At 69.0% G+C, this 20182-nt stretch carries 18 protein-coding genes; 7 read left to right on the top strand and 11 right to left on the bottom strand.

Annotated elements, in window-relative coordinates; genetic code table 11:
- Nucleotides 1-47 precede the first annotated feature (47 nt).
- Both ACLD0U_RS11530 and ACLD0U_RS11525 read right to left on the bottom strand, forming a co-directional pair.
- The gene (locus ACLD0U_RS11530) at nt 48-1814 is read right to left on the bottom strand and encodes an ABC transporter substrate-binding protein (protein ID WP_179409981.1); all 1767 of its coding nucleotides are present in this window, start codon (nt 1812-1814) and stop codon (nt 48-50) included.
- Between the two features lie 171 nt (nt 1815-1985).
- Nucleotides 1986-2786, bottom strand: a complete 801-nt coding sequence (locus ACLD0U_RS11525) for an SDR family oxidoreductase (RefSeq protein WP_206551409.1) — start codon at nt 2784-2786, stop codon at nt 1986-1988.
- A gap of 371 nt (nt 2787-3157) precedes the next feature.
- Here ACLD0U_RS11525 and ACLD0U_RS11520 point away from each other — a divergent pair, with 371 nt between their 5' ends.
- Nucleotides 3158-4237, top strand: coding sequence for a 3-deoxy-7-phosphoheptulonate synthase (locus ACLD0U_RS11520; RefSeq protein WP_179409983.1), 1080 nt, complete (start codon nt 3158-3160; stop codon nt 4235-4237).
- 7 nt (nt 4238-4244) lie between these two features.
- On the opposite strand, the gene ACLD0U_RS11515 is transcribed toward ACLD0U_RS11520, so the two are convergent.
- From ACLD0U_RS11515 to ACLD0U_RS11480, 8 genes are all read right to left on the bottom strand, one after another.
- Nucleotides 4245-5636 carry an MFS transporter gene (locus ACLD0U_RS11515; protein ID WP_410340684.1) on the bottom strand — a complete coding sequence of 464 codons (1392 nt, stop codon included), beginning with the start codon at nt 5634-5636 and terminating at the stop codon, nt 4245-4247.
- A gap of 9 nt (nt 5637-5645) precedes the next feature.
- Nucleotides 5646-6491: a PaaX family transcriptional regulator C-terminal domain-containing protein gene (locus ACLD0U_RS11510; protein WP_410340683.1), complete on the bottom strand. Its 846-nt coding sequence runs from the start codon at nt 6489-6491 to the stop codon at nt 5646-5648.
- Nucleotides 6488-7747 carry a kynureninase gene (locus ACLD0U_RS11505; RefSeq protein WP_410340682.1) on the bottom strand — a complete coding sequence of 420 codons (1260 nt, stop codon included), beginning with the start codon at nt 7745-7747 and terminating at the stop codon, nt 6488-6490. Before ACLD0U_RS11505 ends, ACLD0U_RS11510 begins: the two co-directional genes overlap by 4 nt.
- A 1-nt stretch (nt 7748) precedes the next feature.
- Nucleotides 7749-8795, bottom strand: coding sequence for a hydrolase (locus ACLD0U_RS11500; RefSeq protein WP_410340681.1), 1047 nt, complete (start codon nt 8793-8795; stop codon nt 7749-7751).
- The gene (gene kynA / locus ACLD0U_RS11495) at nt 8792-9640 is read right to left on the bottom strand and encodes a tryptophan 2,3-dioxygenase (protein ID WP_206821823.1); all 849 of its coding nucleotides are present in this window, start codon (nt 9638-9640) and stop codon (nt 8792-8794) included. The genes ACLD0U_RS11500 and kynA overlap by 4 nt, the downstream gene beginning before the upstream one ends.
- Before the next feature lie 53 nt (nt 9641-9693).
- Entirely contained in the window at nt 9694-9978 is a 285-nt protein-coding gene (locus tag ACLD0U_RS11490) for a hypothetical protein (RefSeq protein ID WP_206551415.1), read from the bottom strand.
- 118 nt (nt 9979-10096) lie between these two features.
- On the bottom strand, nt 10097-11566 hold the full coding sequence (locus ACLD0U_RS11485; RefSeq protein ID WP_410340680.1) for a purine-cytosine permease family protein: 1470 nt from the start codon (nt 11564-11566) through the stop codon (nt 10097-10099).
- Between the two features lie 58 nt (nt 11567-11624).
- A complete protein-coding gene (locus ACLD0U_RS11480; protein WP_410340679.1) occupies nt 11625-12914 on the bottom strand; it encodes a M18 family aminopeptidase in 1290 nt (429 codons plus the stop codon).
- 115 nt (nt 12915-13029) lie between these two features.
- Between ACLD0U_RS11480 and ACLD0U_RS11475 the strand changes: the two genes are divergently transcribed.
- Entirely contained in the window at nt 13030-13893 is an 864-nt protein-coding gene (locus tag ACLD0U_RS11475; RefSeq protein ID WP_206821826.1) for an EamA family transporter, read from the top strand.
- A gap of 32 nt (nt 13894-13925) precedes the next feature.
- On the opposite strand, the gene ACLD0U_RS11470 is transcribed toward ACLD0U_RS11475, so the two are convergent.
- Nucleotides 13926-14672 carry a GntR family transcriptional regulator gene (locus ACLD0U_RS11470; protein ID WP_206821827.1) on the bottom strand — a complete coding sequence of 249 codons (747 nt, stop codon included), beginning with the start codon at nt 14670-14672 and terminating at the stop codon, nt 13926-13928.
- 173 nt (nt 14673-14845) lie between these two features.
- Here ACLD0U_RS11470 and ACLD0U_RS11465 point away from each other — a divergent pair, with 173 nt between their 5' ends.
- Genes ACLD0U_RS11465 through ACLD0U_RS11445 form a run of 5 tightly spaced genes read left to right on the top strand, consistent with a single transcriptional unit; the run spans nt 14846 to nt 20182 of the window.
- On the top strand, nt 14846-15766 hold the full coding sequence (locus ACLD0U_RS11465) for a phosphate/phosphite/phosphonate ABC transporter substrate-binding protein (protein ID WP_179409993.1): 921 nt from the start codon (nt 14846-14848) through the stop codon (nt 15764-15766).
- Nucleotides 15767-15802: 36 nt separating this feature from the next.
- On the top strand, nt 15803-16621 hold the full coding sequence (gene phnC, locus ACLD0U_RS11460) for a phosphonate ABC transporter ATP-binding protein (RefSeq protein WP_410340678.1): 819 nt from the start codon (nt 15803-15805) through the stop codon (nt 16619-16621).
- Entirely contained in the window at nt 16618-18342 is a 1725-nt protein-coding gene (locus ACLD0U_RS11455) for a PhnE/PtxC family ABC transporter permease (protein WP_410340677.1), read from the top strand. The genes phnC and ACLD0U_RS11455 overlap by 4 nt, the downstream gene beginning before the upstream one ends.
- Nucleotides 18339-19457: a TIGR03364 family FAD-dependent oxidoreductase gene (locus ACLD0U_RS11450; RefSeq protein WP_410340676.1), complete on the top strand. Its 1119-nt coding sequence runs from the start codon at nt 18339-18341 to the stop codon at nt 19455-19457. The genes ACLD0U_RS11455 and ACLD0U_RS11450 overlap by 4 nt, the downstream gene beginning before the upstream one ends.
- Nucleotides 19454-20182 (top strand): phosphonatase-like hydrolase, encoded by a 729-nt coding sequence (locus ACLD0U_RS11445; RefSeq protein WP_410340675.1) that lies wholly within the window; start codon nt 19454-19456, stop codon nt 20180-20182. Before ACLD0U_RS11450 ends, ACLD0U_RS11445 begins: the two co-directional genes overlap by 4 nt.

Here is a 20182-nt window from a genome sequence, read left to right as displayed (position 1 = left end):
CGCTGCGGCGCCGGGAGTGGCGCCGCAGCGGCATCCGTCAGGTGCGACTACTTGTTCAGCCAGACGTTGGTCCAGTCGCCGTTCTGCGACAGGGCGTAGATGGCGAAGTTCTGCACCCGCTCGGAGTGGTAGTTCGCCTTCTTCTTGGCGGCGATGCTCACGATCGGTGAGTCGTTCATAACGGTCTGGTCGACCTCGTGCCACAGCCCTGCGGCCTCTTCCGGTGAGCCCGCGGCCAGCGCCTGGGCGGCCAGGTCGTTGGCCTCGTCGTTGTTGTAGTCGACGTAGTTGTAGGCCTGCGGGGTTCCGTCGAAGCTGAACTGCGGCTGGAAGACGCTGCGCGCGGCGCCGCCGACCCAGTCCGGCGACCAGCCGACCAGCGCGATGTCCCAGGCGCCTCCGCTGGCGTTCTCGCGGTTGGTCATGAAGTTCGCGTAGTAGTCGGTGGGTGGCACCGGGAACAGCTCGACGGTGATACCGGCCGCTTCCAGGCTCGCCTGCACGGTCTGCGCGATGTCGGGCTGCGAGCCGAGGTTTCGGTAGGGGAACTTCAGCGTGAGGTTCTCGACGCCCGCCTCGGCCAGCAGCTCCTTCGCCTTCTCGGGGTCGGCCTTTCCATCGCCGTCACCGTAGAGCGAGTACGCCTTGTGGCCGTTGATGCCGGGGCCGAAGATGCCGTTGGTCACGGTGGCGATCTCCTCACCGCCCATCACCTGCACGACCGCCGACTTGTCGATCGCGTACTGCAGGGCCTGGCGCACCTCGACCTTCTGCAGGGCGCTGTCATTGTTGTCGGTCTTGGTGTTGAACCACAAGAACTGGTCGATGCCGCCGTTCTCGAGCGTCGAGAACTTCTCGTCGCCCATCGCCGTCAGCTGCTGGATGTTCGCCGGGCTCGGCTGCAGGTCGAACAGCATGTCGGCCGATCCGGCCTGCAGCTGCTGCATTGCGGCATCCACCTCGCTGCCCATCGTCATCTCGATCGCGTCGACGTAGGCCTTGCGCAGTGGGTCGCTGTCGGCATTCCACGACGGGTTGCGCTCCAGGGTGAGCTTGACGTCGGGCTTGTGCTCGGCCACGCGGTACGGGCCCGAGGACACGAAGCTGTTGCGGAACTCGGGGGAGTCGGGCAGGTGGTCGAGCGCCTCGATCGGGGCTGGGTTCGCGGTGGCGAGGCTGAGCATCGAGGTGAAGTCGGATGCCGGCTCGACGAGGCGGAAGATCACGGTCTTGTCGTCGGGCGTCTCGATGCCGCTGATGTCGTTCGACTCGATGTACTCCTTCATCGGCTCGACCTCGGGGGCGACGGCCGAGAAGCCGTCGCAGTACTCGGCCATGCCCTTGATCAGTGAGGTGAAGTAGCCGCCGAGTGCGGCGCCGATGTACGGGTTGCAGATGCGTTCGATTCCGCGCGCGACATCGCCCGAGACCATCTCGCGGGCGCCGTCGGGTGCGTCCCAGCTGGCGCCGTCGCGCAGGGTGATCGTGTAGGTGAGGCCGTCGTCCTCGGGCTCGGGCACGGCGGTTGCGAGGTCGCCCACGAGCTGCGAGCGCTCGGTCTCGTCATTGGATGCCTCGTACCCGAGGATCGAGCGCGAGATCGATCGGATCAGACTGTTCGTGGGGACGTACGCGATCAGCTGCGGGTCGAGGTGGTCGATGTCTCCGTTGGAGAGCACTTTGAGCGTGCCGCCGGTCTGGGGCTCGCCCGAGCCGGTTGACGGCGAGCCGTCTGCGGCGGAGCATCCGCTGAGAACGAGCGCGGCCGCCGAAGCCATGAGCAGAGGCGTCAGCAGGGTCTTCTTACGAGTCATAGATCGTCCTTGAATCCTTGAATCGGGTGGCGCCCGCGGCATCGACGGGCATGAGCTCTTCGGCCCGTCTGTAACATAGCACATGTCAGATACGGCACGGCACTGCGAGGTTACGCCAGAACGCACGAAGGCGGCCCCGTCATCGGGACCGCCTTCGTGTGAGAACCGGGATCAGGCCGGGTCGTTCCACGACCAGATGTCATCGCCGCGCAGCGAGGCATCGGCTCCGCCATCGTCGTAGATGATCTGCCCCGCCATGTGGGAGTTCTCGACGCTGGTCAACCAGATGAGCAGGTGCGCGATCGACTCGGGCGGCTGGTGGTGGTTCAGCGGCATCGGCACGGCGGCGTCGACCATCGCCCGACCCTCGGGCGTCGACAGCAGCTTCTCGGTCATCGGGGTCAGCACGGTGCCGGGGGCGACACCGTTGACCGGGATGCCGTGGCCTGCCCACTCGGGGGTGATCGAGCTGCGGCGCACCCAGCGAGCGAGGGCGCGCTTGGACGACGGGTACACGAGGTAGCCGACCTCGGGTCCTTGCGCGGCCAGGTCTGCTGCGATCTGCATCGCCTTCGCCTCGTCACCGGCCAATGCAGCCTCGACCATCTCGCGCGAGTTGGGCTGCAGCGAGGCCATCGACGACACCACGGCGACGCGCGGGGCATCCGAAGCGACCAAGCCCGGTCGCAGGTGCTCGAGCAACTCGGTCACGCCGAAGTAGTTGATCGAGATCGTGGCCGGGATCGGCGCCGAGATCCCCGCGCACGCGATCACGGCATCGATCGTGCCGCCCGCCAGCTCGAGGGCTTTCGCGGCCGCTTCCACCCGCCCCGTGGCGCCCGAGAGATCGGCTTCGACCTCGGCGTCGCGCAGGTCGATCCCGATCACGCGCTCGCCGCGCTCTCGCAGGATTCTCGTGGTCGTGGCCCCGATGCCCGAGGCGGACCCGGTGACGACGTAGGTGCGTGACATGACTTCTCCTCCATCCGGGCGGCCATGCGCCGCCCCTTCCATCCTTTCCCGGCCGGTCATCGTTCGGCAGTCGCGATCCGCACAAGACCGCCGACACGACCGCGTGCCCGCCGCGGTGGCGGGAGTCGCACTGACCAGCTACACCGTTTCGACGACGCGCGTGCACGCGGCGACGCAGGAATGCGCTACGGTATCTGCATGACCAACTGTTGGTATGCGTATTTTGAGTCGGCTCTGGAGGGGCCGGCGCCGAAGTAGCGCGCACCGACAACCTTCAGAGCCGACAAGCCAGAGCATTTTGCTCTGGCTTTCGCCGTTTCGGCGGGCTCTGCGCGGGTCCGTCGTGAACCATCACGAACAGGACAGGACCCATGCACAGCATCCGCACCGCCCCCGACCAGACCGCAGATCTGCACGTCACCGGCTTCACCGCACTTCCCTCACCGGAGTCCGTCGCCGCGACGTTGCCGCTCGGCGCGGAACGCGGCGCCCTCGTCGCGCGCACCCGCGACGAGGTGCGCGCGATCATGGACGGTCGCGATGATCGGATGCTGGTGGTCGTCGGCCCCTGCTCGATCCATGACCCCGAGGCGGGGCTCGAGTACGCCGGCCGGCTGGTGCGCGAGGCGGACCGCCACCGCGACGAACTGCTCATCGTGATGCGCGCGTACTTCGAGAAGCCCCGCACGACGGTCGGGTGGAAGGGCCTCATCAACGACCCGCACCTCGACGGCAGCCACGACATCGAGACCGGACTTCGCCTGGCGCGCGGCTTCCTGCGCGACGTCACGGCGCTGGGGATGCCGTGCGGAACGGAGTTCCTCGAGCCGATCAGCCCGCAGTACACGGCCGACCTCGTCACCTGGGGTGCGATCGGGGCGCGCACCACCGAGAGCCAGATCCACCGGCAGCTCGCGTCGGGGCTGTCGATGCCGATCGGGTTCAAGAACGGCACCGACGGCGGACTGCAGGTCGCACTGGACGCGGCATCCGCGGCATCCGCTCCGCAGGCCTTCCTCGGCATCGGAGCCGATGGGCGCGCGAGCCTCGTCTCGACCACGGGCAACCCCGACACCTCGGTGATCCTGCGCGGCGGCGCCGATGGCCCCAACTACGGGGCCGACCACGTGCGCCGCGCTTCCGAGCGGCTCTCGGCGGCGGGGCTGACCTCGCGCGTCATCGTGGATGCCAGTCACGCCAACAGCGGCAAGGACCACGTGCGTCAGGCAGAGGTGGTCGCCGAGATCGCCGAGCAGATCGCGGCGGGAGGCGACGCGATCGCCGGTGTGATGCTGGAGAGCAACCTCGTTGCCGGGGCGCAGAAGCTCGATGTGGCGCAGGGACCCGCCGGGCTCGTGCGCGGGCAGAGCGTCACCGATGCCTGCATGGGGTGGGGCGCCACGGCCGAGGCACTCGATCTGCTGGCGGGGGCTGTGCGTCGGCGCGGCTGAGTGACTCTCAGTGGTCGGCGGTGGTGGTGTGTGCGACGTCGGCGGCATCCGCAGGGTTTCGGCGGATGCCGATCCACGACACCACCCCGCCGAGGGCGAACAACGCCGCGGTGACGAGCGCCGCACTGTGGAAGCCGTCGAGATCGAGCGCGCCGCCCACGATCGTCGACAGCATGGCCACGACGATCAGACCCGCGACGCGCGAGATCGCGTTGTTGACCGCCGAGGCGATCCCCGAGTGCTCGGCGTCGATCGCCCCGAGGATCGCCGACGTCAGCGGAGCGACCGTCAGCGACAACCCGACGCCGAGCAGCAGCATCGCCGGCAGCACCTGCCACCAGTAACTGAACTGCTCTGTGACCGAGAGCAGCAGCAGGGCGCCCGCGGCCATCGTCAGCGGCCCCACCGTCATGAACAGGCGAGGACCCAGCCGGCCCGCCCACGTGCCGACGCGCGAGCTGAGCACGATCATCAGCAGCGTGATCGGCAGGCTCGCGAGCCCGGCCGCGGTGGCTGTCAGGCCCGCGCCCTGCTGCAGGTAGACGCTGACGACGAAGCCGTTGAGCGCGAGGGCGGCGTAGACGAACAACGTCGCGAGGTTGCCCCAGCCGAAGTTGCGCACACGGAACAGCGACAGCGGCATCATCGGGGCATCCGACCGCTGCTGCCGTAACAGGAACCAGCCGAACAGCGCCGCACCACCGACAGCCGGCATCCAGATCGCGGGTGAGTCCCAGCCCAGCGACGGCTGCTCGATCAGCGCGAAGACGACGGCGCCGAGACCGACGGCGCACAGTGCTCCGCTGAGCCAGTCCACGCGTGCGCCGCGCGGGTGCTCGGGAAGGTGCAGTCGGCCCAGCAGCACCAGGGTCACCGCGATCGGCACGACGTTGATGAGAAAGACGAGCCGCCACGACAGCAGATCGACGAACAATCCGCCCATCAGCGGACCCACGACCATCGCCCCCGTGGTGAACGCCGTCCAGACACCGATCGCGCGTGCCTGCAGTTCGCCGCGCATCGTCGCCGTGATCAGTGCCAGCGAACTGGGCACCAGCAGTGCGCCCGCCGCACCCTGCGCGGCACGAGAGACGACGAGCATGAGCGGGTCGACCGACGCGGCGACAGCGACCGACGAGATCCCGAAGGCGATCAGCCCGGTACGCATGATCAGCACGCGGCCGTAGGCGTCCGAGAGCGAGCCCGCGAGCAGGATCAACGCGCTCAGGGTGATGAGATACGCGTCGACGGTCCACTGCTGCGTGGTGATGCCTCCGCCCAACTCGGAGCTGATCGCCGGAAGCGCGACGGTGACCACAGTGCCGTCGAGGAACGTGACGAACGAGGCGATGATCGCGACGGTGAGGACCAGCCGTTGCAGCGGGGCGAACGATGACACGCTCTGAGGCTACCGAGCCGGGGGAGTCGCCGGGCGGTCATCTGCGGCTACCGCGCGCACGTGGTCGGCGGCGCGTGCGGCGAGCTCGGCGTGGAGACGCTGGAACGTCTCGACGCTGCGCGCACCCGGCCAGTCCGCCGGAAGCAGCGCGGTCGGCAAACCCGGATCGATGTACGGCAGCACGCGCCAGCTGTCGATCAGACCCAAGTGCGCGGCGAAGGGGCGCGTCAGGTCGAGCGCGTCGACGGATGCCAGGAATCGGTCGTGCTCGGCGCGCAGCGCCACGAGGTCCCACCAGTCGGCGACGGCCTCGGGCAGAGGGCGCGACGGTTGCGGATCTGTCGCGAGGAACAGCGTGGCGTACTCGCGCGCTCCGATCTCGTGCAGCAGCTCGTGCGCTTCGTCGAACAGATGCCCGGGCAGGATCCACAGACTCGGCGCGACCGACCCCGCACCGAGGTACAGCAGGCGGCGCCGCAGCTGGTGGCGCAGGTCCCGGCGCGACTCGGGGACGGTCGCCGACACCAGCATCCACCCATCGTCCTCGCCCATGGTGCGCACGTCGAAGATGCGGCGGTCGCCGCGCCGCAGCATCGGCAGGGCGGCAGGGGTGATCGCGTAGCCCCCTGATGTGCTGAGCAGAAGACCGCGCTGCTTGAGCCGCGTGATCGCCGTGCGTGCGCGCGCCGGCGGTATGCCGAGGTCACCCGCAAGGCGCACCAGCGCGGCCGATGAGATCACGCCGCCCAGCGGACGCAGATGCACGCCGATCAGCGTCCGCAGCAGCGACGTCGTGCTGCCGGGCCGCGCATCGATGTCGTCGAGCACGGCTACCCCCACCGCAGAAGTGATCATGCCAGGGCGTCGCGCACGGCGAGCACGCCGCGCAGTGTCTCCTCATGAGACGTGCTCAGCGGTGACAGTCCCAGGCGGATGCCATCGGGGAAGCGGAAGTCGGGGATCACTCCGTCGGCCCAGAGCTTCTGGGTGACCTCGCGGAAGTTCTCGTGTCCGACCGTGATGTGACCACCGCGGTGCGCGGCCTCGCGCGGCGACTGCAGTGTCACGCCCAGCGGGGCGAGCAGCGCGTCGTATGCGCGCACGGCGAAGTCGGTCAACGTGATCGACTTCGCCCGCACCGCGGCCATGCCCTCGGCCTCGATGAGGTCGAGCATGCCCTGCATGGCCAGCATCGACAGCACCGGCGGAGTGCCGCTGAGCAGCTGACGGATGCCGCCCTCGGGGCGGTACTCGGGTCCCATGGCGAAGATGTCGGCGGCGCCCCACCAGCCGTGGATCGGCTGGAGCACCGTGCCCTGCAGCTCGGCGCGCAGGTAACCGAAGGCCGGCGACCCCGGTCCGCCGTTGAGGTACTTGTAGGTGCAGCCGACCGCCATGTCGACACCCCACTCATCGAGCTTCATCGGCACCGCGCCCACCGAGTGGCACAGGTCCCAGAGCATCAGTGCTCCGGCATCCTTGACGACGCGGGTGATGGACGGCATGTCGGCCAGGGCCCCCGACCGGTAGTCGACGTGGCTGAGCACGACGAGCGCGGTGCGCTCACCGACGACGGATGCCACATCATCGGCCGTCACACCGCGGACGGCGTCGGGCTCAACCCAGCGCAGCGTCGACCCGGTCTCCTGGGCGATGCCGGCGGCGATGAAGCGGTCGGTGGGGAAGTTGCCGGCCTCGATGACGATCTCATCGCGACCGGGCCGTGCGGCGACAGCGGCGCGCATGAGCTTGTACAGCATCACACTCGTCGAGTCGGCGACGACGGTCTGGCCCGCGGCGGCGCCGAGGGTCACACGGGCGATGCGATCGCCGAGCTGCATCGGCAGCTCCATCCACTGCTCATCCCACGAGCGGATGAGTCGCGTGCCCCAGTCGTCGCGGATGAACGCCGCCGCCTTGTCGGCGGTGTCGCGCAGTGGGCGGCCGAGCGAGTTGCCGTCCAGGTAGGCCTGCACACCCGGTGCGTCGGCGAACGCCTGCAGGTGGTGGGCCAGCAGGTCGGCGGCGTCGAGGCGACGGGCTTCGGCGAGCAGGGCGTCGGCGGGGTCGACGGGGGCGACGGCGTTGTCGGTCGTGTCGGTACTGGTCATGTCAGTGCTCCAGATCAGTGGTGGTGAGGTGGTGCGCCCGGTTCGGGTCGTCATCGGGAAGAAGCAGCAGGGGAGCGCCCACGATCAGCGGATCGGCGGGTGCCAGCGCCGTGAGCAGGGCGATGCCGTCGACCCCGGCGTCGCGCAGTGCGTTGATCTCGGCCTCGCGCAGGTCGACCGGCATCGGGCCGTTGCCCATGTCGCTGCCGTAGACGACCACGCCGCCGGCGGCGGCGAAGCGGCTCATGTTGTCGGTGACGATCACGCGCGCCTCGTCATCATGGATCGCCATGGTCGAGATCCACGTGGCGGATGCCGCCTGCGCGGCGATCTCGTCGTCGGTCAGACGCTCCGAGAACGGTGCGTGGGCCAGCACGGTGACGCCGAGGCGCACGACGCGCTGGGCCTGCCCGCGGCCTTCGGCGTGCGCGACGACGGGAAGCCGGTGCTCCGCCGCCCGGTGCACGATCGCCCGGATCGCGTCATCGTCGAGCACGGCGCCCGCCTCGCTGTGTGCGACGACTTTGATGATCGAGGCGCCGGCCGCTGCGGCCTCTTCGACCGCGCGCGCGGCGTCGTCAGCATCCGCGATCTCGCGCACAGACCCGGCCGGCGCCCACGCGCGGTCGGACGGGTAACCGCCGACGGCGGTGAGGAAGGGGCCGGCGTAGCGGATGCGCGGACGCAACTCCGGAGAAACTGCCCGGTTCGGGGCTGCCGGGGCCCTATCGGGCCGTGCAGAGACAGAATCTCCGGAGTTGTGTGCAGGGAGGTTGTCTGTCAGGGCCCGGATCCAGCCGGGCTCGGCCCCTAGATCGACGACCGTGCCGAGCCGTGAGCCCGCCAGGAGCGTGTGATCCACCAGCTGCAGGTGCACGTGATGATCGGTGAACCGTCCCGTGACCAGGCCATCGAGTCGCGGCGTGCCGGCCGGCGCTGCGCCGGCGACGAGCGTCATCCCGCCGCCGGTCGACGTCAGCATTCCGTCGCGCACGGACACGCCGTCGAAGAAGCGCGCGGCGTGCACCACCGCGTCCGAGGGGGTCATCTGCCGATCTCGGTGCGCACGCTGTACAGCTCGGGGAAGAAGGTCAGATCGAGCGCGCGCTGCAGGAAGCCGACGCCGCTGGATCCGCCGGTGCCGACCTTGTGGCCGATCGTGCGTGAGACCGTGCGCAGGTGGCGGAAGCGCCAGAACTGGAAGTTGTCCTCGACGTCGACGAGCTCCTCGCACGCCTCGTACAGGTCCCAATGCTCGTTCGGGTGCTCGTAGATCTCACGGATCGCGGCGACCAGCTCGGTGTTCTCACGGTACGGCTGGCGCACATCGCGGTCGAGGATCTCGTGTGGCACGGCGAGCCCGCGGCGTGCGACGTAGCGCAGGAACTCGTCGTACAGTGTGGGGCGCTCCCACTCGGCGGTCAGCAGCGCGAGGTTGGCCGGGTGGTCGGCGAACACGCTCAGCATCCGCTCGTTCTTGTTGCCGAGCGCGAACTCGACGCACCGGTACTGCACCGACTGGAACCCGGACGAGTTGCCGAGGTCGCCGCGGAACTGCGCATACTCGGTGGGGGTCAGGGTCGCCAGCACCGACCACTGCTGTGTCAGGACCTCTTGGATGTGCTTGACGCGGGCGATGTGCTTGAGGGCCGCGCGCAGGTCGTCTTCGGCGAGGCGATCGCGCGCGGTGCCGAGCTCGTGCAGCACCAGCTTGAGCCAGAGCTCGGTCGTCTGGTGCTGGATGATGAACAGCATCTCGTCGTGGTGCTCGGGCTGCGACACCGGATGCTGTGCGCCGAGCAGTCGGTCGAGGTCGAGGTACGACCCGTAGGTCATCCGATCCTTCAGGTCGGTGACGATTCCGTCTTCGAGGGAGCGCTCATTGTCGGCCATGCCCCGAATGTATCACTTTCGTGGCGGCCGTCACAGGTGTGAGATGTGTGGTGTCAGCCCTGCGGCGGGTGGTTCCCCGGTGAGGGCGGGTACGTTCCCGGCGCGGGCGGTGTCTGCGATCCGGGCGCCTGCGCGCTCATCGGAGGCGCGCTGGTGGCCGCGTAGCCGCGCCGCGCTCGCTCTTCATCGGCCTTCAAGATGCCGTTCTTCACCGCCGTGCGCATGATCAGGTAGCCCACCCAGATCGTCAGCGCCAGGACCCCGAGGTACACCACGGCACCCAGGATGAACATGCCGATCCCGAGCCCCGCGGCCCAGCCGTAGTCGTCGTATCCCATCGTTCTGCGTCCCTTCGTCGGGGCCCGCACCCGCCGTCGCGAGAAGAGGTCGCCGCCCCGGTTGCTGGTCAGTGTAGTGCGGCCAGACCGTGCGCGGGGGAGGAGATCCGGCGGCGGATCAGGCCTGTTCCTGGCGGCGGATGCGTCCCGCCCGGGCGAACCAGGTGATCGCGAACGACAGCACGAGGGCGACGAATACGCCCAGGTTCGCGTACGCCCATTCGCCATCGCGGCCGCCGATGAGGAACAGCAGGTAGCCCTGCCAGTTGTTCCAGGCGGCCTCGGCGGCGAAGAGGTTGATGACCAGCCCCCACCCGATCGCGCTCGCGCCGACCATGGTGCCCACTGAGGTCCAGTCCCACGCGCCGTACCGACCGCGGGCGTCGAACAGAGCGTCCTCGTCGTAGTCCTTGTGGCGGCGCAGGATGTCGGCGATGAGGATGCCGGCCCACGACGCCAGGGGCACGCCGAGCGTGATGAGGAACGACTGGAAGGGGCCCAGGAAGTCGGTCGCGAAGAAGACCACCCAGATCGTGCCGAGGGTGAGGATGATGCCGTCGACCGCTGCCGCCGTGGGGCGCGGGATGCGGATGCCGAGGCTGATCAGCGTCAGACCCGACGAGTAGATGCCGAGCACCGCACCCGAGACCAGGGCGAGCACCGCGGTGAGCAGGAACGGCACGAGCACCCAGATCGGCAGGATGGTCGCGAGTGCGCCGATCGGGTCGGTGGCCACGGCGTCCATGAGCGCCGGGTCGGAGCCGGCGAGCAGCAGACCGAAGACCACCAGGACCACGGGGGCGATGGCGCCGCCGACGGTGTTCCACAGCACGATGGCGCCGTCGGATGCCGTGCGCTTCTGATACCGCGACCAGTCGGCCGCGATGTTGATCCACCCAAGACCGAAGCCGGTCATGACCATCACGAGTGCGCCGATCACGGCGCCGGTGCTGCCGTCGGGGATAGACATCACGGCGGCCAGATCGATGCTGCTGCTGGCGAGGATGATGTAGAGGATCGTGACGATGCCGGTCAGCCAGGTGAGCACCGACTGCAGCTTCATGATCGTGTGGTAGCCGAGCACCGAGGCAGCGACGATGAGCGCGGCGACCACGATCGTCGCGGCGATCTTCAGGGCGACACTGTCGCCGTCACCGCCGAGTTGGGTGATCACCGTCGCCGTTGCGAGGACGGCCATGATCGCCAGGAACGTCTCCCAGCCGATCGAGGTCAGCCACGAGACGATGCCGGGAACCTTCTGACCGTGCACGCCGAACGCGGCGCGCGAGAGCACCATGGTCGGTGCCGAACCGCGCTTGCCGGCGATCGCGATCAGTCCGCACAGGAAGAACGACACGACGACGCCGATGACCGACACCAGCGTCGCCTGCCAGAACGAGATGCCGAACTGAAGAACAAAGGCTCCGTAGCTCAGGCCGAACACCGACACGTTCGCGGCGAACCACGGCCAGAACAGGTCGCGCGGCTTCGCCGTCCGCTCGGATTCGGGGATGATCTCGATGCCGGCGCGCTCGATGAGCGCCGGGCGCGCGGAGGGCGAAGCGGATGCCGGAGGTGTGGCGGTCATGGTCTCATCCTGGCACTGCCGCTGGTCCGAGGCGAGTACTCGCCCTCCTGGGGTGAGATCAGACGGCGAAGAACGCCCGCGCCACGCGGGAGAGGTCGTACAGGTCGCTGACGCCGGCCAGTTCGCGCGCCGAGTGCATCGACAGGATCGGGATGCCGACGTCGACCGTGCGGATGCCCAGGCGGGTCGCGGTGATCGGTCCGATCGTCGAACCGCATGGCACGGCGTTGTTCGACACGAACTCCTGCGACCCCACGCCGGCCGACTCACACCACGATGCCCAGGCGGCCGCTCCGACGGCGTCGGTGGCGTAGCGCTGGTTGGCGTTGATCTTGAGGATGGGTCCCGAGCCGAGCACCGGCTGCACGACCGGGTCGTGGCGCTGCACGAAGTTCGGGTGCACCGAGTGGCCGACATCGCTCGACAGACACCACGACGACGTGTACGCGCGGCGCAGGTCTTCGGCATCCGACCCGAGAGAGGCGTAGATGCGCTCGAGGACGTCCTCGAGGATCGGCCCCGCTGCGCCCGAGCGCGATGCCGAGCCGAGTTCTTCGTGGTCGAACGCGGCGAGCATGGGGATGACGGTGCCAGATGCCCCGGAGCCGACGGCCTCGATGAGTGCGACGACACCGGCGTGCACCGAGGCGAGGTCGTCCAGGCGCCCCGAGGCGAAGAACGCGTCGTCCTTGCCGAAGATCGTGCCGTGGGCGGCATCCGCCACGACCGCGTCGAAGCCGCGGATCTCGGCGGGGTCGACGTTCGCGGCCGCCGCGAGCTCGGCGAGGATGTCGGCCGACTCGGGCTCGCCGAGGCCCCACACCGGCTGGGTGCCGGTCTGCTTGTCGAGCGCGAGGCCGTCGTTCACCCCGCGGTCGAGGTGGATGGCCAGCTGCGGAAGGCGCAGCAGGGGACCCGTGGCGGCGAGCACGACGCGGCCGTCGGCGAGTGCCAGGCGGCCGGCGAGGCGCAGCTCGCGGTCAAGCCAGGAGTTCAGCAGGGGGCCGCCGTACACCTCGACGGCGGCCTGCAGCCAGCCCTTGGCGCCCGTGGTGGGCTTGGGCTTGAGCTTGAACCCGGGGGAGTCGGTGTGGGCACCCAGCACGTGGACGGGGGTGGTCGGGGTGGCGTCCGCGGGAACGGCCCAGGCGATGGCAGCGCCGTCGCGCACGATCACGTAGCGGCCACCGGCCTGGGCGGGCCAGGCGTCGGCCTCGTCGAGGCGGGTGAAACCGGCGTCTTCGAGCCTGCGGGCGACCTCTTCGGCGGCGTGGTAGCTCGACGGTGATGCGGCGACGAAATCGGCGAGGTCGGCGGCGTGCGAGTGGGCGGCAGAGGCAGCAGGCATGACACCGAGCCTAGCCGCCGTGGGTCACGGCGGCGGAAGAGCCCGCTCGACGCGGCGGGATAGTGTGAGGCGACGGTGTCTTCAGTCCGTCGCGCCCTCGGGCAGAAGGGATCGGATGCCGGTCGTCGCCATCGCGCTCGCGCTCAGCGCCGCCGTCGCTCATGCCGCCTGGAACGTCATCGCCCACAACGTCAGCCGCGCCGGGGTGCCGTTCCTGTGGTGGGGAGCCGTGGCGAGTTCGATCATCTGGGTGGGCGTCATCCCGTTCACCGGCGGTCTCGGAACCGACGACGTGCACGGCTTCCTGCTGGGCATCGGAGTCTCGGCGGTGCTGCACGTGCTCTACATGGCGGTGCTGCAACGCGGCTACCAGCTCGGCGATCTCTCGACCGTCTACGCGACCGCGCGGGGGAGCGGCCCGTTCCTGGCCGTGATCATCGCCGTAGTGCTTCTCGGCGAGCGCCCCTCGGCGATCGCCCTGGGCGGTGTCGCCCTGGTGCTCGTCGGCGTCATCGCCGTCGGCCTCATCGACCGCAGCGCGTCGGCTCCCCGCCGCGGTCTCGACCCCGCGGTGCTGTTCGGCGTCCTTACCGGGGTGATGATCGCGACGTACACGATCTGGGATGCCCACGCCGTGCGCGAATGGAGCCTGTCGCCGGTGGCCTTCATGGTCGGTGCGACGCTGTTGCAGGTGCCGGTCTACAGCGCCGCGGTGGGACGCCGTTGGAGGGCGGTGTGGCAACTGGGGCGGCTCCAGTGGCGCAGGATCATCGCCTTCGGCATCCTCTCGCCGCTGTCGTACATCCTCGTGCTGCAGGCGATCACGATCGCGCCTGTGGCGCTGATCGCGCCGCTGCGCGAGGTCAGCGTCGTGCTGATCAGCCTGTTCGGCGCGTTCGTGCTGAAGGAGTCTCGACCGGGGCTCAGGATCGCCGCGTCGCTGGTGGTCGTCGCCGGGGTCGTGCTGCTCGCGTTCTGAGCGGTGGCGGTGCGGAGTCGGATGCCGGTGACTCAGCCGCCCACGGCGCGTAGGTACTGTCCGTGATCCGAGATGCCGGACGCGGCGACGGTGAACCGCACCACTTCGCTGAGGTAGCGATCCTCCGAGGCCTCGAAGACACGGCCGTCGGCGTCTCGAGAGATGCGGCTCAGGCGGAGGATCGGGGATCCCGGGGCGACGCGCAGCAGAGCAGCATCCTGCGCATCGGCAGCCACCGCGTCGATCTCGTGCTGCAGCCCGACGATTCCGTGGCCCCGCGACGCGAGGTACTCGGTGATCGAGATGGCATCGGTGTCGACGTCCAGAAGCAGCCTGCCCACGTCTTCGCGGTAGCGCAGCCGCTCGAGCATGGTGGGGCGACCATCGAGCAGCCGTAGGCGCACGACACTCATGATCGTCTCGCCCGGGGCGACCTGCAGTGCGGCGGCCGTCTCGGCATCGGCGCGGCGAAGGCTCAGCTCTTGCGTGACGGCGCCGGGAGTCACTCCGAGATCGCGCGCCCAGCGGGTGAACGGCACAGACGTGTCGACCGGTTGATTCGCCTTGCGTGAGACCACGCGTGCGGGGCGCCCGCGGTGCGTCTCGATCAGCCCTTCGGCGCGCAGTACGCCGAGGGCGTTGCGGATCGGGCCGCGCGAGGTGTTCCAGCGCTCGGCGAGTTCGGCCTCGGTGGGCACGTCGTCGCCGGGGCGCAGGTCGCCGTCGGCGATCCGAGCCCGGAGGTCATCGGCAATACGCGTGTAGACAAGTTCGGCCACATCGGCATACTACTTGGCGCAGTCCGCTCGGGTTGTGCTGTTTCCCAACTCGTCATCTGCCGGAATCACGGGTGAACGACCGCTGAACTTTCCCGAGTTAGGTACCTTTCTCGCGCTGTGGCCTGCAAGAGTCTCTGACGGACGCCTTCCCCCTCGATCTCCGAAAGGTCCTCATGAAGCTTCGTGCTCTTCCCGTCCTGGCCGGTGCAGCAGCTCTCGCCCTCGGCCTGTCCGCCTGCTCCGGCACCGCCGACGCGGCGCCCGCCGATGGCGCCGCATCCTCGGCGGGCTTCGCCGTCGATGAGAACACGCTCGTCTTCGGTGTGGTCCCGGACTCGGTCGACACCGAGACCAACTACAGCCCCCTCATGGAGTACATCGCCCAGGAGACCGGCAAGAAGGTCGAGTACCACGAGTCGACCGACTACGCCGCGCTGATCGAGGCCGCCATCGCCGGCAAGGTCGACGTCGCCTCGTTCTCGGGATTCACCTACATCACGGCCACCAACAACGGCGCCAAGCTCACCCCGATCTCGTCGATCGTCACCAAGGAGGGGCAGGAGCCCGGCTACTACTCGATGGCGATCGCGCCCGTCGACAGTGACGTCGAGACCATCGACGACTTCGCCGGCAAGAAGGTCTGCTTCGTCGACCCGTCGTCGACCTCGGGCTACCTGTTCCCGAGCTACAACCTGCTCGACGCCGGCATCGACCCGCAGAACGACGTGACTCCCGTCTTCGCCGGAAAGCACGACGTCAGCGTCACCAAGACCGGTGAGGGCAAGGAGTGCGAGGTCGGCTTCGCCGAGGACTCCGAGGTCGCCAAGTCCGACAAGGTCAAGGTCATCGCCGAGACGATGGTTCCGGGCGCGCCCCTGGTCTACTCCGACAACCTGCCCGAGGAGCTCAAGAGCGAACTGGTCGACCTGCTCGCCGAGGTCAGCATCGACGAGATCGTCGGCGCCGGAATCACCAGCGCCGACTCCGAGGGCTTCCGCTCGGTGTTCTTCGAGACCAAGCCCGTCGATGACGCCTACTACGACCTGATCCGCGACATCTGCAAGAAGACCAACGCCAGCCAGTGCCAGGCGTGATCCGCCGGTGAACCGACGATCCCGAGAGAGACGAGCATGAACACGAACACAGAGCCGGTCATCCGCATCGAGGGGCTCACGAAGCACTTCGGCGCGACCCGGGCGCTCACCGATGTCGACCTCACTGTCGCGCGCGGCGAGATCGTCGTCCTGCTCGGCCTCTCGGGATCGGGCAAGTCCACCCTGCTGCGGCACATCGATGCACTGGAACTGCCCACCGCCGGCACGGTCGGCGTGCTCAGCGAGAACGTACCCGCGCTGCGCGGCCGCCGGCTGCGCCAACTGCGCAGCCGGGTCGGTTTCATCTTTCAGCAGTTCGAGCTGGTCGGATCGCTCACCGTGCTCGAGAACGTGCTGACCGGGGCGCTGTCGGCGCTGCGCGGTCCCCGGTTGGGGCTGTGGTCCTACTCGCGCGCCGACCGGCTGCGTGCGCTCGGGCACCTCGACCGCGTCGGACTGCTCGACCGCGCCTACCAGCGTGCCGATACCCTGTCGGGCGGTCAGCAGCAACGCGTCGCCATCGCCCGCGCCCTCATGCAGAACCCCGAGGTGCTGCTCGCCGACGAACCGGTCGCCTCGCTCGACCCCGAGTCGAGCTCGCAGGTGATGTCGCTGATCCGACAGATCGCCGCCGACGAGGGACTCACCGTGGTCTGCAGCCTGCATCAGGTGGACCTCGCCATCGACTGGGCCGATCGTATTGTCGGGCTCAGGCACGGCGAGGTGGTGCTCGATACCGCGACCTCGGGCCTCGACAAGGCCCAGGTGATGGAGATCTACGGCCGCGTGGCCACCACCACCGCCGAGATGCGGATGCTGGAGGACGAGCTGCGCGTCGCGGAGCCGGTGGCATGACCCTGCTCGCACCGTCGACCGCCGCCCCCGGTTCTGCGGCAGATGAGCTGATCGCTCGCGCCCCGCGCCGACGGCTCAGCCCGGAACGGATCAGCGCGGGGCTGACCCTCGTGGTCATCGCGGGACTCGCGGTGGGTGCGCTGATCGACCTGAACATCACCTTCGCGGGCGTCGCCGACAGCATGACGAACGCGCAGAACTTCTTCGCCCGCGTCGGGGGCCTGCGCTTTCCCGAGCCGGCCGAGCTGCTGCACCTGACTGTACTGACGGTGGGTCTCGTGCTCACCGGCACTCTGCTCGCCGCAGCGTTGTCCGTGCCGATCGCCTACTTGGCTGCGGCGAACACGAGCCCCAGTGCCGGCGCACGCGCCATCGCCCGGTTCATCGGTGTGTTCACCCGGGCGCTGCCCGACGTCGTGCTCGCGATGGTGTTCGTGCTGATGTTCTCGCTGGGCACGCTCCCGGGCATCCTCGCCATCGGCATCCACTCGATCGGCATGATCTCGAAGATGTTCGCCGATGCGATCGAGCAGATCGACGAAGGACCCCGCCTGGCGATCCGCGCCGGCGGCGGCACCCGCCTGCAGGAGTTCACCGCGGGCATCCTGCCTCAGGTGCTGCCGAGCTGGGTCGCCACCGTGCTGCATCGAAACGACATCAACCTCCGAGGCTCGGTGGTGCTCGGCTACGTCGGTGTGGCCGGACTCGGGCTGGAGATGTCGTACGCCTTCAAATCGCTGAACTACGGGCTGGGTCTTGGCATCGCCCTCGTGATCTTCCTGCTGTGCGTCGTGATGGAGATCATCTCCAGCGCGGTGCGCGTCGCCATGCTCGGCGAGAAGGACGCCGGCCGAGGCGTGTTCATCCGTCTGTTCCGACGCAGGGCAGCTGCGCGCCCTGCCGCGGCTCACAGCCGGGGATTCGCGAGCATCGATGACGCCGCGCGCCGCCCGTGGACGGCCATCCGCGTGCGCAACACCATCGCCGCATGGATCGCCGTGGCGGTCGTGGTGGGATCGATCATCGTCAGCGACATCGTCTGGAGCGACTTCGCCACCTTCTGGAGCAAGGTGCCGACGGTGCTCGCGTCGTTCTGGCCCCCGAACTTCGGCAGCTACGGATTCGAGACCATCGCCGCGGCCATGCTCGACACGATCCGCATCGCGTTGGCGGCGACGCTCATCACCTTCGTGCTCTCGCTCATCGTCGGCTCGCTGGCCGCACGCAACGTCGCACCCGGGCCCACCACGCGGGGCGGATTCCGACTGCTGTTGGTGATCATCCGCGGGGTTCCCGAACTGATCCTCGCGATCGTGCTGATCATCATCACCGGACTCGGACCGCAGGCGGGAACCATCGCGCTCGCGATCGGGGGCATCGGGTTGCTCGGCAAGCTCATCGCGGACTCCTTCGAAGAGGTCGATCGCGGTCCGGAACGCGCGCTCATGGCCGCCGGAGCCACCCGACTCCAGGTGTATGCCGGGGCGACCGTGCCACAGGGGGCGCGGGCGCTGATCGGCCAAACGTTCTACATGCTCGACACGAACGTGCGCGCGGCCACCCTGCTCGGCATCGTCGGCGGCGGCGGTGTGGGCTACTACCTGCTCAATGCCGGGCAGGGGTCGAACTACCAGCTCGTCGGCAGCATCGTGATCATGATCCTGGTCACCGTGCTCGCCGTGGAGGGGCTGGCGATGTGGATGAGAAAGGTGTTCCGATGAACGCGACACAGGCCGACGTGGTGATCGTCGGATCGGGAATCGTCGGTCTCGGTGCCGCGTACGCCGCCGTGCGACGTGGCCACCGTGTGATCGTGATCGACCGGACAGAAGGGCCGGTCGGAGCCACCGTGCGCAACTTCGGGCACATCTGCATCGGAGCGCAGATCGGCGAGGCGCGGCAGTACGGCGAAGTCAGCCGCGACATCTGGCTGCGTCTCGGGCACGACGCCGGGTTCCGGGTGCGCGAGTCGGGCACCCTCATCGCCGCTCGACACGACGACGAGCAGGCGCTGCTGGCATCGGCAGCACGTGAGGGCGGCATGCGCCTGCTGACGGCGGACGAGCTCCGTGAGCAGGCACCTGTGCGGCACGAGGGTGTGATCGGCGGCGCGATCGTCGACGGTGACCTGCAGGTGAACCCGCGCGAGGCGCCCGCCGCGATCATCCGTCATCTCGCAGCCGCCGGTGTCGAGTTCCTCTTCCGCACCGCGGTGACGTCCATCGCTGCCGGTCGTGTGCAGACCTCGCGCGGTGCGATCGATGCCGATCGCATTGTGGTGGCGGTCAACCACGACCTCGATCAGTTGCTGCCCGAGCTCGCCGAGCGCGCGGGCGTGCAGCGGTGCGCCCTCGACATGATGCGCGTGGCGGTCGATCTGCCCACGCCACTGGCGGCGCCGCTGCTGACCGGCTGGTCGCTCGTGCGGTACGGACGCTTCGCAGCACTGCCCGAGGCCGACGTGCTGCGCGCGCGGCTGCACACCGAGCGGCCCGACCTGGCCGCGCTCGATCTGAACCAGATGTACACCCAGCTCCCGGACGGTTCGCTCATCGTCGGAGACACCCATGCCAAGGCGGTGCAACCCGCGCCGTTCCAGCCCGAGGCCGCCTTCTCGGCACTGCTCGAGGAGGCACGGGGGCTCTTGGCCGTCGACGACATCCGCGTGTTGGAGCGCTGGCAGGGCGTGTACGCATCGGGGCCGGATGAGTTCCTCATCGAGACCCCCGCCGATGGTGTTCTCGTGCTCGCCGCGACCACCGGCATCGGTATGACCTGCGGGCTCGGCCTCGCCGAGACCGCCCTCTTCCCCCATCTTCAGGAGGCCCACCAATGACCGCTATCGAACTCGTCGTGCTCGACATGGCCGGAACCACGGTGCGCGATGACGGCGTGGTGGAGCGCGCCTTCCAGCGCGCCGCCGAACGCACCGGCGTCGCCGACCGCATGCCATGGGATCAGGCACTGCAGTACGTGCGCGACACGATGGGGCAGTCCAAGATCGAGGTGTTCACGCACCTGGCCGGGGGTGACCGCGTGGCGGCCGAGCGTGCCACGGCGGCGTTCGAGACCGCATACGACGAGATCATCGCCGAACACGGCGCGGAGGAGATTCCGGGAGCGCGCGCAGCGATCGAACAGTTGCGGAACGACGGCGTGCAGGTCGCGCTGACCACCGGGTTCGCGCCGGTCACGCGCGATGCACTGCTCGAGGCGCTGGGGTGGCGCGACCTGGTCGATGTCGCCCTGTCACCGGTGGATGCCGGTCGCGGGCGTCCGCATCCGGATCTGGTGTTGGCCGCGCTGCTGCGTACCGGGGCATCATCGGTGCAGGCGGTCGCGGTCGTCGGTGACACGGCCAGCGACGTCCTGACCGGACGTCGCGCGGGGGCCGGCTTCGTCGCCGGTGTGCTCACCGGTGCCCACGATGAGGCAGCGCTCCTCGGGGCGCAGCCCGATGCGGTGCTGCGCAGCGTGGCGGACCTGCGTCCGGTGCTCGCCGAGCGGGGCTTGCTGGCGGCAGCGCCGCTGGCGTCGGAACCCGCCTCTGCGGCCCGCTGA

Source organism: Microbacterium sp. 2216-1, from assembly GCF_046507855.1.
Classification (GTDB): Bacteria; Actinomycetota; Actinomycetes; order Actinomycetales; family Microbacteriaceae; genus Microbacterium; species Microbacterium esteraromaticum_C.
Note: the sequence above shows the minus strand (reverse complement) of the source record. Positions and strands in the feature narration are given on the sequence as shown.

Excerpts from the sequence above, each read along its gene's own strand:
- ACLD0U_RS11530 (WP_179409981.1), bottom strand. The coding sequence starts at position 1,814 with ATGACTCGTAAGAAGACCCTGCTGACGCCTCTGCTCATGGCTTCGGCG.
- ACLD0U_RS11525 (WP_206551409.1), bottom strand. The coding sequence starts at position 2,786 with ATGTCACGCACCTACGTCGTCACCGGGTCCGCCTCGGGCATCGGGGCC.
- ACLD0U_RS11485 (WP_410340680.1), bottom strand. The coding sequence starts at position 11,566 with ATGACCGCCACACCTCCGGCATCCGCTTCGCCCTCCGCGCGCCCGGCG.
- ACLD0U_RS11505 (WP_410340682.1), bottom strand. The coding sequence starts at position 7,747 with ATGACCAGTACCGACACGACCGACAACGCCGTCGCCCCCGTCGACCCC.
- ACLD0U_RS11475 (WP_206821826.1), top strand. The coding sequence starts at position 13,030 with ATGCCGGTCGTCGCCATCGCGCTCGCGCTCAGCGCCGCCGTCGCTCAT.
- ACLD0U_RS11500 (WP_410340681.1), bottom strand. The coding sequence starts at position 8,795 with ATGACCCCCTCGGACGCGGTGGTGCACGCCGCGCGCTTCTTCGACGGC.
- ACLD0U_RS11490 (WP_206551415.1), bottom strand. The coding sequence starts at position 9,978 with ATGGGATACGACGACTACGGCTGGGCCGCGGGGCTCGGGATCGGCATG.
- kynA (WP_206821823.1), bottom strand. The coding sequence starts at position 9,640 with ATGGCCGACAATGAGCGCTCCCTCGAAGACGGAATCGTCACCGACCTG.
- ACLD0U_RS11465 (WP_179409993.1), top strand. The coding sequence starts at position 14,846 with ATGAAGCTTCGTGCTCTTCCCGTCCTGGCCGGTGCAGCAGCTCTCGCC.
- ACLD0U_RS11450 (WP_410340676.1), top strand. The coding sequence starts at position 18,339 with ATGAACGCGACACAGGCCGACGTGGTGATCGTCGGATCGGGAATCGTC.
- ACLD0U_RS11480 (WP_410340679.1), bottom strand. The coding sequence starts at position 12,914 with ATGCCTGCTGCCTCTGCCGCCCACTCGCACGCCGCCGACCTCGCCGAT.
- phnC (WP_410340678.1), top strand. The coding sequence starts at position 15,803 with ATGAACACGAACACAGAGCCGGTCATCCGCATCGAGGGGCTCACGAAG.
- ACLD0U_RS11510 (WP_410340683.1), bottom strand. The coding sequence starts at position 6,491 with ATGATCACTTCTGCGGTGGGGGTAGCCGTGCTCGACGACATCGATGCG.
- ACLD0U_RS11445 (WP_410340675.1), top strand. The coding sequence starts at position 19,454 with ATGACCGCTATCGAACTCGTCGTGCTCGACATGGCCGGAACCACGGTG.
- ACLD0U_RS11455 (WP_410340677.1), top strand. The coding sequence starts at position 16,618 with ATGACCCTGCTCGCACCGTCGACCGCCGCCCCCGGTTCTGCGGCAGAT.
- ACLD0U_RS11520 (WP_179409983.1), top strand. The coding sequence starts at position 3,158 with ATGCACAGCATCCGCACCGCCCCCGACCAGACCGCAGATCTGCACGTC.